The organism is Megasphaera sp. AF13-6AC (genome assembly GCF_027685385.1).
In the GTDB taxonomy this organism is placed as follows: domain Bacteria; phylum Bacillota; class Negativicutes; order Veillonellales; family Megasphaeraceae; genus Megasphaera; species Megasphaera micronuciformis.
In genome coordinates this window covers 1-837 of sequence record NZ_JAQCUN010000281.1, presented here as the reverse complement: position 1 = coordinate 837, position 837 = coordinate 1, and the positions used below count along the sequence as shown (strand labels likewise).

Here is an 837-nt window from a genome sequence, read left to right as displayed (position 1 = left end):
AGGAATAAGAGTAAAAAAATACTGCCCAAGAAGGCACAGAGACGGCCCAAAAGGGTGTATAGAAAACGTTCGAACATATTTAGCGGCGGCGCTTCCCGGTGAGTACCATGCGCATCGGGCTCTTCTTGCTCGTAATCATCCGCATCATAGAAAGGGGGATTATAGTTGTCGCTAAATTCGGGGTGTCGCTCACTCGGGCCGTCATAATTGAAAATTTGACGACGCTTCCGACATGTCTGTCGATGAGGTGCCGTGTCTATTTCTTCTCCCATGTAATATCGATAAATATCTCGCGGTGAACCGAGCTCTCTACTGATCTCGTCGTCGCTCATGCCAAGACGCCGGCCGCGTATAAAGCGTTCTTCGCAATCGTCCAGGATTTCACGCAGGTCTTTTTTGTTACTGTGGCGAAAGTAGTAACGTAGGAGATCCATAAATTCATTTTTTTTCACTGTAATACCTTCCTGAAGAGTTGTGATTAGCTCTTTCTTGTAATTGAGCCCCTTTATGCCAACAGAAAATTCCGATAGCGGCAATGGAAATCAAGCCAAGCGGTGCGAATATGCGGTAATCCGCAGGTAGAAAGTTCAAGGCTGCTAACGGTTCGGCGCCGGCCAAAATATACCAGGCAATACGAATCATAAAGCCGGCGCAAAACAAGAGTGATACGGTTCCCAGCGTATAGAGTAGGGTATATGCGGATTTACCGGGGGTTGCTGAAGTGGACATGAAAAAACCTCCGAGTGAGAATGTTGTTAAGCAGTTAAAGAATTTATTTTATATTAGCATACTTTATGACACCTAACCAGTAAGGTTGCTTGCGAAAGAAGATGTCAT

General features: G+C 45.5%; 2 protein-coding genes. Both read right to left on the bottom strand.

The annotated features are described in order from the left end of the window. Nucleotides 1–452, bottom strand: a 452-nt coding sequence (locus PGX78_RS08870; RefSeq protein ID WP_270446597.1) for a DUF1700 domain-containing protein, incomplete at its 3' end; no start/stop codon positions are given. Further along, nucleotides 439–729 carry a hypothetical protein gene (locus PGX78_RS08865; protein ID WP_270446596.1) on the bottom strand — a complete coding sequence of 97 codons (291 nt, stop codon included), beginning with the start codon at nt 727–729 and terminating at the stop codon, nt 439–441. The genes PGX78_RS08865 and PGX78_RS08870, both read right to left, overlap by 14 nt. Nucleotides 730–837 lie beyond the last annotated feature (108 nt).

What these genes read in the sequence shown, in the direction of transcription:
- PGX78_RS08865 (WP_270446596.1), bottom strand. Translation starts at nt 729, where the DNA reads ATGTCCACTTCAGCAACCCCCGGTAAATCCGCATATACCCTACTCTAT.